The sequence below is a fragment of the Streptomyces sp. BK79 genome, from assembly GCF_044142145.1.
GTDB lineage: Bacteria > Actinomycetota > Actinomycetes > Streptomycetales > Streptomycetaceae > Streptomyces.
This window is the reverse complement of the sequence record NZ_JBHVOC010000039.1, coordinates 44,579-53,890: the sequence shown is the minus strand read 5'-3', so window position 1 is coordinate 53,890 and position 9,312 is coordinate 44,579. Positions and strand designations below refer to the sequence as shown.

The following is a 9,312-nucleotide window of genomic DNA, read 5'->3' as shown; positions in this document are numbered from 1 at the left end:
GGTGGCGTCGATCTCCGCGTACATCGAGTCCCTGCCCCCGGTGACCCCGTAAGGTGGGGCGCGTGCCGTGGGGTGTCCCGCCGGCGGGACACCACACGCCACGCGCCGACCTGCGTGAGAGGTCGCGGGTTCTATTTCTGCCGTCCTGCCGGACGGCTAGCATTACTTTCGTGCTCGGCAGCGTTCATTCATTCGCTGCGTCGATAGCGCGCACCATCACGATGACTTTTCCGGCTGCTGCCGCGTTGGACAAAAAACTACCCGGTAAGAGAGGCGCGCCATGTACGACGTGATTGTCATAGGTGCCCGTTGTGCGGGTTCGCCGACGGCCATGCTGTTCGCGCGGCAGGGTTATCGAGTCCTGCTCCTGGAGAAAGCGCGGTTCCCGCAGGACACGCTGTCCTCCCACTACCTCCACACGCAGGGCGTGGCCCTGCTCAAGCGGTGGGGACTGCTCGACAAGCTGATCGAGGCGGGCTGCCGGCCGATCGACCGCCAGCGCTACGAGGCGCCCGGTGTCCGCATCGACGGCTTCTCGCTGCCGATCGACGGCCAGCGGACCACGTACGCGCCCAGGCGGTACGTGCTCGACCCGATCCTCGCGGACGGAGCCGTCGCGGCCGGCGTCGAGTTCCGGCAGGGCTGCGCGGTCAACGACCTGCTGTTCGAGGACGACCGGGTCGTCGGCGTGCGGTACACGACGCCCGGCGGGGGCGAGGCGACGGACCGGGCCCGCCTCGTCGTCGGCGCGGACGGCATGCGGTCGCTGGTGGCCCGCAAGACCGGCGCGCCGAACGTCATCGAGCACCCGCGGATGACCTGCACCTACTACAGCTACTGGTCCGGGGTGCCCTCCGACTTCGAGCTGTACGCGCGGCCGGGCCGGTGGATCGGCGTCATCCCCACCAACGACGACCTCACGCTGCTCATGGCGTACTTCCCGCAGGACGAGTTCTCCGAGATGCGCAAGGCGGTGGAGCCCGCCTACCTCGACGCCTTCCGCACGACGGCTCCCGAGCTGTGGGAGCGGATGGCCGAGGGCAAGCGCGAGGAGCAGCTCTACGGCACCGGACACCAGGAGAACTACTTCCGCAAGGCCTTCGGGCCCGGGTGGGCGCTGGTCGGCGACGCGGTGAACCACAAGGACTCCATCACCGCCCGCGGCATCACCGAGGCCTTCGTGCAGGCCCAGTCGCTCACCGACCACATCGGGGACGGGCTGCACGACGACACCGCGCTCAACGCGGCGCTGCGGCGCTACGAGAACGACCTGGGCGGCGAGGCCCTCAGCCACTACCAGGGCGCGCTCAACGTGGCCGAACTGAAGCCCGAGGGGCGGGCCGAGATGCTGCAGAAGCTGGTCGGTCACCAGGAGCAGATCGACCGGTACTTCTCGACGCTGTCGGGCGCGATCTCCATCGACGACTTCTACAACGACGAGCTGCTGGACCTGCTCGACCAGAGCTGACCGCCGACTGACGACTGACGACTGACGACCGCTGACTGGTTCGCCGATTTTGGAGACACAATGATCCCGTTGTCGTTCGCGCAGCGCCGGCTGTGGTTCGTGGACCGGTTCGAGGGACCTTCGCCGACCTACAACGGCGCCTTCTCCCTGCGCCTGACCGGCGACCTGGACGTGGAGGCGCTCCAGGCGGCGCTCCGCGACGTCCTCGACCGCCACGAGGCCCTGCGCACGGTGATCGTCGAGGACGACGACGGCGTCCCGCACCAGCGGGTGCTGGCGTCCGGGGAGAAGCCGTTCGGCCTGCCGGTCGTCGAGGTCACCGAGGAGGAGCTGGCGGCGGCCGTCGACCGGACCGCCACCGAGACCTTCGACCTGGCCGCCGACATGCCGGTGCGCGCCGCCCTGCTGCGCTGCGGACCGCGCGACCACACCCTCGTCGTCGTCGCCCACCACATCGCCGTGGACGGCGAGTCCTTCGGGCCGCTGTTCCGCGACCTCACCACGGCCTACGCGGCCCGCGCCGCGGGCGGTGCCCCCGCGTGGGAGCCACTGCCGGTGCAGTACGCGGACTACACGCTGTGGCAGCTGGACGTGCTCGGTGACGAGGACGACCCCGAGAGCCTGTCGGCCCGTCAGCTGGAGTACTGGCGCGAGGCGCTGGCCGACCTGCCGCAGCCGCTGCCCCTGCCCACCGACCGCCCCCGCCCCCGGGTGATGCGCTCCGAGGGCGACCGGGTCCGCTTCGACATCGACCCCGGCCTGCTCCGCTCCGTGGAGAAGCTGGCCGTCGAACGGGACGCCACGGTGTCGATGGTCATGCACTCGGCGCTGGCGGTGCTCCTGCACCACCTCGGCTGCGGCGACGACCTGCCCATCGGCGCGCCCATCACCGACCGCACCGACGAGGAACTGCGCGACCTCGTCGGCTTCTTCGTCAACACCTGGGTGCTGCGCGCCGACCTCTCCGGCAACCCGACCTTCCACGACGTGCTCGAGCGGGTCCGGGAGCGGTCGCTGGCCGCGTACGACAACCAGGACATGCCCTTCGAGCGGCTGGTGGAGCGGCTCAACCCGCACCGGTCGACCGCCTACAACCCGTTCTTCCAGGTCATGCTCTCCTGGCAGCCGCCCGTGCCGCCGCTCCAGCTGCCCGGCCTCGGCGTCGAGGTCGAGCGGCTGGAGACCCGCACGGCCAAGTTCGACCTGTTCTTCGACCTGCTCCCGGACAACGAGGGCGGGGCGCGGTGCCGGCTGGAGTACGCCACCAGCCTCTTCGACGAGGACACCGCCGAGGCCCTCGCCCAGCGCTTCGTCCGCGTCCTGGGCCGGCTCGTGGCCGACCCGGAGCGCGCGGTCGCCACCGTCGACGTGCTCGACGAGAGCGAGCGGGAGCGGTGGCTCACCCGGTCCGGCGACCTTGCGGCCGCGGTGCCCGAGCTGACCGTCCCGGAGCTCTTCGAGTACCAGGTGGCCCGGACGCCCGACGCCCCGGCCCTCGAGTGCGACGGCCGGACGCTGACGTACCGGGAACTCGACGACCGGGCCAACGGCGTCGCCTGGGAACTCGTCCGGCGCGGCGCCGGGCCGGAGGACCTGGTGGTCCTCGCCCTGCCGCGCACCGAGGACCTGGTGGCCGGCCTGCTCGGCATCCTCAAGTCCGGTGCCGGCTACGTGCCGATGGACCCGCAGTACCTCGGCGGGCGGGCGCACACCGTGCTGGCCGAGGCCCGCCCGCGGTTCGCCGTCACCGACACGGCCACCGCGCGCGAGCTGCCGTCCGGCGACTACGAGACCGTCGACGTCGGCCTGCGCGCGCAGTGGGACACGCCCCAGGGGGCGCCCGGCGACGCGGGCCGCCGCGCGCCGCTCGGCCCGGACAACCTCGCGTACGTGATGTACACCTCCGGCTCCACCGGCAAGCCGAAGGGCGCCGCGATCACCCACCGGGGCGTCGTCAACGGTGTACGGGAACTGGCGCGTGTCCTCGACCCGGCGCCCGGGTGGCGGATGCTGGCCGGCACCTCCGTCAACTTCGACGTCTCCGTCTTCGAACTGCTCACCGCCCTCACCACCGGCGGCACCGCCGAACTGGTCCCGAACGCGCTGGCGCTCGGCGAACGGGACGGCTGGAACGGCCAGGTCGTCAGCGGTGTGCCCTCTGTGCTCGGCGAACTGGTCGGCCACCTGGACAAGACCCCCGACGTGCGCACCGTCGTCTTCGCGGGCGACGTGCTCCCGGCCCGGCTGGTGCGCCAGGTGCGCGAGGCCCTGCCCGGCGCGCGGATCGTCAACTCCTACGGGCAGAGCGAGAGTTTCTACGCCACCACCTTCTCCCTCGACCCGTCCGAGGAGTGGACGCAGGGCGACGTCGCGCCCATCGGCACCCCGCTCGGCAACATGCGCGCCTACGTCCTCGGCCCGGGACTCGCCCCGGTTCCGCAGGGCGTCATCGGCGAGCTGTACGTCGCCGGCACCTGCCTGGGCCGCGGCTACCACGACCGGCCGGGCCTGACCGCCGAACGCTATGTGGCCAGCCCCTTCGGCCCCGCCGGCGAGCGCATGTACCGCACCGGCGACCTGGCCCGCTGGAACGCCGAGGGCCGCCTGGAGTGCGTCGGCCGCGGCGACGGCCAGGTGAAGGTGCGCGGCTTCCGCATCGAGACCGCCGAGGTCGAGGCCGCGATCACCCAGCACCCCGGCATCAGCGAGGCCGTGGTGATCGGCCGCGAGGCGCCCTCGGGCGGCAAGCAGCTCGTCGCCTACGTCGTCCACACCGGCGAGGGGGCCGTCGGCGACGACGGCGCCGGCGGCATCGGCGACGTGGACGTGCAGGCCGGGGCCTCGGCCGCCGAACTGCGCAAGTACGTCGCCGCCCGCCTGCCCGACTACATGGTCCCCTCCGCGTTCGTGGCCCTCGGCCGGCTGCCGCTGGGCCCGACCGGCAAGCTGGACCGCAAGGCGCTGCCCGAGCCGGAGTTCCTGGGCGAGGCCTACCGGGAGCCGCGCACCGAGACCGAGCGGATCATCGCCGCCGCCTACGCGGACGTCCTCGGTGTGGAGCGGGTCGGCGTCGACGACGACTTCTTCGCCGTCGGCGGCGACAGCCTGCGCTCGATCCAGGTGGTGGCGCGGGCCCGCGCCCGGGGCCTGGACCTGACCACGCGGGAGATCTTCGAGTGCCGCACGGCGGCCCGGCTGGCCGAGGCGGCCGCCGACCGCCAGGGCCGGGTGCCCGTGCTCGCGGAACTGGAGGGCGGCGGCGTCGGCCCGATGCCGCTGCAGCCGGTGGCCCGGCACGTGTTCGAGCACGGCGGCGGGACGAATCGTTTCGCTATGTCGATGGTGCTGGAGCTGCCCGCGGGCATCGACGCGGACGGCCTCGCCGCCACGCTCGACGCCGTGCTCGACCGGCACGACCTGCTGCGCGCCCGCCTGGTCCGCGGCGACGAGCCCACCCTCGTCGTCCGCGAGCCGGGCGCCGTACGCGCGGCGGACCTGATCCGCCGGGTCGACTGCGACGGACGGTGGGACGAGCCGGCGGCGCTTCAGGCGGCCAAGGCGGAGCTGGACGACGCGGTCGGACGGCTCGACCCCGAGGCCGGGACCATGGCGGACTTCGTCTGGTTCGCCGCCGGGTCGGGCGAGGGCCGGCTGCTCGTGGTGCTGCACCACCTCGTGGTGGACGGCGTCACCTGGCGCATCCTCATGTCGGACCTCGCCGAGGCGTGGCAGCAGGTCAGCTCCGGCAAGGCACCCGAACTGCCCGCGGTCGGCACCTCGGCCCGGCGCTGGGCCCTGGCGCTCCAGGACGAGGCGCTCTCCGAGAAGCGCGAGGCCGAACTGGAGTACTGGCGCGACCTGCTGGAGGCGTCCGACCCGCCGCTCGGCGCGCGGGCCTTCGACCCGGCGCTGGACACCTGGTCCACGGTCGACACCGTGCGCCTGGAACTGCCCGCCGACGTCACCGAGGCGGTCCTCACCAAGCTCCCCGCGGCGTACCGGGGCACCGCGAACGACGTCCTGCTCGCCGCGCTCGCCTGCGCCGTCAACCGGTGGCGCGGCACGGACCGCTCGACCCTGGTCCGCCTGGAGGGACACGGCCGCGAGGAGGACGTCGTCCCCGGCGCCGACCTCTCCCGCACCGCCGGCTGGTTCACCAGCATGTACCCGGCCCGCGTCGACGTGCGCGGGGTGGACCCGGCCGGCGTCCTGGCCGGCGGCCCCGAGGCCGGCCGGGCGGTCAAGCTGGTCAAGGAACAGCTCCGCACGGTCCCGGACAAGGGCCTCGGCTACGGGCTGCTGCGCCACCTGAACCCGGAGACCGCCGAGCAGCTCGCCGACTACCCGGTACCGCAGATCGGCTTCAACTACCTCGGCCGGATCTCCGAGTCCGACGTGCCCGAGCACCTGCGCGCGCAGGGCTGGGGACCGGCGTCCTGGTCCTCCGAGCTGATCGCGGCGCCCGACCCGGACCTGCCCGCGCTGTCCGCGCTGGAGGTCAACTCGGTCGCCACCGACACCCCCGACGGCACCCGGCTCCAGGCCGCCCTCATGTTCGCCACCGGCGTCCTGACCCGCGAGCGGACCGAGGAACTGGCCCGGCTGTGGGTCGAGGCGCTGCACGGCATGGCCGCGCACGCCGCCCGCCCGGACGCCGGCGGCCTCACCCCCTCGGACGCCCCGCTGGTCTCGGTGCGGCAGGACGAGATCCAGACCTGGGAGGAACGGTACGGCCGGCTGGAGCAGGTGTGGCCGCAGGCCCCGGGACAGTCCGGCATCCAGTTCCAGGCCGCGCTCGCCGAGGACTCCTTCGACGTCTACCACATGCAGTTCGTGCTGCACCTGTCCGGGCATGTGGAGCCGGCCCGCATGCGGGCGGCAGGACAGGCGCTCCTGGAGCGCTACCCGAACCTGCGCTCCGCGTTCCTCACCGCCGCCGACGGCGACCCGGTGCAGGTCGTGGCCGAGCACGTCACCGTGCCCTGGCGGCACCTCGACCTGACCGGCCGCGACGAGGCCGAGCAGGACGCGGCGCTCGACCAGGCCCTCGCCGACGACCGGGCCGACCGCCTCGACCCCGCCCGGCCGCCGCTGTTCCGCCTGGCCCTGCTCACCTGCGGGCCGCAGCGCTCGAAGCTCATCATCACCGCCCACCACACCCTCTTCGACGGCTGGTCCTCCCCGCTGGTCATCAAGGACCTGATCCGCCTGTACGCCGGGACCGACGGGCTCGCCCCGGTCCGCGGCTACGGCGACTACCTGGCCTGGCTCTCCCAGCAGGACCGGGAGGCGTCCGCGGCCCGCTGGCAGGCCGAGCTGGACGGGTTCGACGAGCCCACCCTCGTGGCCGCCGGCCGCCGCTCCGAGGGGGACGCGACCGCCCTCGGCCGGGTCGAGGTGCCGCTGTCGATCGACCAGGGCCGCGAACTCGCCCGGCGCGCCGCCGGTCTAGGCGTCACGCTGAACACGCTGCTGCAGGGCGCCTGGGCGATCCTGCTCTCCAAGCTGACCGGGCAGCGGGACGTGGTGTTCGGCGCCGCCGTCAACGGCCGCCCGGCGGACCTGACCGGGGCCGAGGAGATGGTCGGCCTGTTCATCAACACCCTGCCGACCAGGGCGCTGTGCCGGCCCGACCAGAGCGTGGCCGACGTCATCACCGACCTCCAGGACCGGCAGATCACCCTGCTCGACCACCACTACTACGGCCTCGCCGACATCCAGCGCGGGGTCGGACTGCCGGCCCTCTTCGACACGATCGTCGTCTTCGAGAACTACCCGATCGACCGCGAGGGCATCGTCGAGGCGAACACCTCGGCGGGTGTCACGATCGACGCCATCCGGCCCTTCGCCGGCTCGCACTACCCCCTCACCCTCAACTCCTCCGACCCCTACCTGCGGCTCTCCCTCGACTACCAGCGCAACCTCTACGACCGCGACACGGCCGAGGCGATCGGCGCCCGGCTCGTCCGGGTGCTGGAGCAGGTCCTCGAGGACCCGGACGTGCCGGTCGGCGCCGTCGACGTCCTCGCGGACGACGAGCGGGACCGGCTGGTGCGCCAGGTCAACGACACGGCGCGCGAGGTGGTCCCGGGTACGCTGCCGGGCGCTTTCGAGGCGCAGGTGGCGCGGGATCCGGAGCGGGTGGCGCTGGTCGGCGAGGGCGAGTCGCTGACGTACGGGGAGTTCAACCGGCGGGCGAACCGGCTGGCGCACTGGCTGGTGGAGCAGGGCGCGGGTCCGGAGCGGCTGGTCGCGGTGAAGATCCCGCGCTCGGTCGACCTGCTGGTGGCGATCTACGCGGTGGTGAAGTCCGGCGCGGCCTATCTGCCGATCGACCCCGAACTGCCCGAGGACCGGGTGCGGCACGTGCTGGACAGCGCGCGGCCGCTGCTCGTCCTCGACGAGAGCCTCCCTGACGTCACCGGCTACGCGGACGGGAATCCGGAGCGGGTGCTGTCGCCGGACAACGCGGCGTACGTCATCTACACCTCCGGTTCCACCGGCGGCCCCAAGGGCGTGCAGGTGGCCCATCGGTCGATCATGAACCGGCTGGCGTGGGGGCTGTCGCACTTCGACGTCGGCGCCGAGGACCGGGTGCTGCTGAGCACCACGGCGAGCTTCGACGTGTCGGTGCCGGAGCTGTTCGCGCCGCTCCAGGTCGGCGCGGCGATCGTGATCGCCCGCCCCGACGGCCGCCGGGACCCCTCCTACCTGGCCGAACTGATCCAGCGCGAGGGAGTGACCGGCGCCGACTTCGTGCCCTCGCTCCTGGAGGCGTTCGTCATCGAGCCCTCGGCGAAGGCGTGCACCAGCCTGCGCTGGATCGAGGTCGCCGGTGAGGCGTTCCCGCCCGCGCTGGCCAACAAGGCCGCCGACCTGCTGCCCGGCTGCGGGGTGCACAACCTCTACGGTCCCACCGAGGCGTCGGTGGAGGTCACGGCCTGGCAGCACGTGCCGGGCGCGGACCGGGTGCCGATCGGCGCGCCGATCTGGAACACGCAGGTGTACGTCCTGGACGCGGCGCTGCGTCCGGTGGCGCCCGGGGTCGCCGGTGAGCTGTACCTCGCCGGCACCGGTCTGGCCCGGGGCTACCTGGGCCAGACGGGGCTGACCGCGAACCGGTTCGTCGCCTGCCCCTTCGGTGAGCCCGGCACCCGCATGTACCGCACCGGCGACCTGGTGCGCTGGAGCGAGGACGGCCAGGTCGAGTACATCGGCCGCACCGACTTCCAGGTCAAGGTCCGCGGCTTCCGCATCGAACTCGGCGAGATCGAACAGGCCCTCATCGCCCACCCGGACGTCGACAACGCGGTCGTCGTCGTCCGCGAGGACAGCGCCGACGTCCAGCGACTGGTCGCCTACGTGGTGCCGGGCAACGGCACGGCACACACCGACCTGGACCTGACGGCCCTCGCCGACCGGGCCCGGGAGAACCTGCCGGAGTACATGGTGCCGTCGGCGATCGTGCCGCTCGCCGAGCTGCCCATGACACCGAGCGGGAAGCTCGACCGCAGGGCGCTCCCCGCACCGGACCACACCGAGGCCGCGGCCGGACGAGGGCCGCGCAACCACACCGAGGAAGTCCTCTGCCGGCTGTTCGCCGAACTGCTCGGCCTGGAGGAGGTCGGCATCGACATCGACTTCTTCGACCACGGCGGGCACTCGCTGCTGGCCACCCGGCTGACCGGCCGCATACGCAACGAGCTCGACGTCGACGTGAAAGTCACGACGGTCTTCCGTCATCCGACCGCTGCCCAGCTGGCGGTCCAGATCGAGGAACTGGCCACGTCGAACCGCCCCCGGCTGCGCCCCCAGCTGGGCCAGATGACCGTTTAGGAGAAGCG

General features: G+C 72.8%; 2 protein-coding genes. Both read left to right on the top strand.

What is annotated here, in order from left to right:
* Window positions 1-280 precede the first annotated feature (280 nt).
* Window positions 281-1,468, top strand: a complete 1,188-nt coding sequence (locus tag ACFIF2_RS34060) for an NAD(P)/FAD-dependent oxidoreductase (RefSeq protein ID WP_395577155.1) — start codon at window positions 281-283, stop codon at window positions 1,466-1,468.
* 60 nt (window positions 1,469-1,528) lie between these two features.
* Window positions 1,529-9,304: an amino acid adenylation domain-containing protein gene (locus ACFIF2_RS34055; RefSeq protein WP_395577154.1), complete on the top strand. Its 7,776-nt coding sequence runs from the start codon at window positions 1,529-1,531 to the stop codon at window positions 9,302-9,304.
* Window positions 9,305-9,312 lie beyond the last annotated feature (8 nt).

Excerpts from the sequence above, each read along its gene's own strand:
- ACFIF2_RS34060 (WP_395577155.1), top strand. The coding sequence starts at position 281 with ATGTACGACGTGATTGTCATAGGTGCCCGTTGTGCGGGTTCGCCGACG.
- ACFIF2_RS34055 (WP_395577154.1), top strand. The coding sequence starts at position 1,529 with ATGATCCCGTTGTCGTTCGCGCAGCGCCGGCTGTGGTTCGTGGACCGG.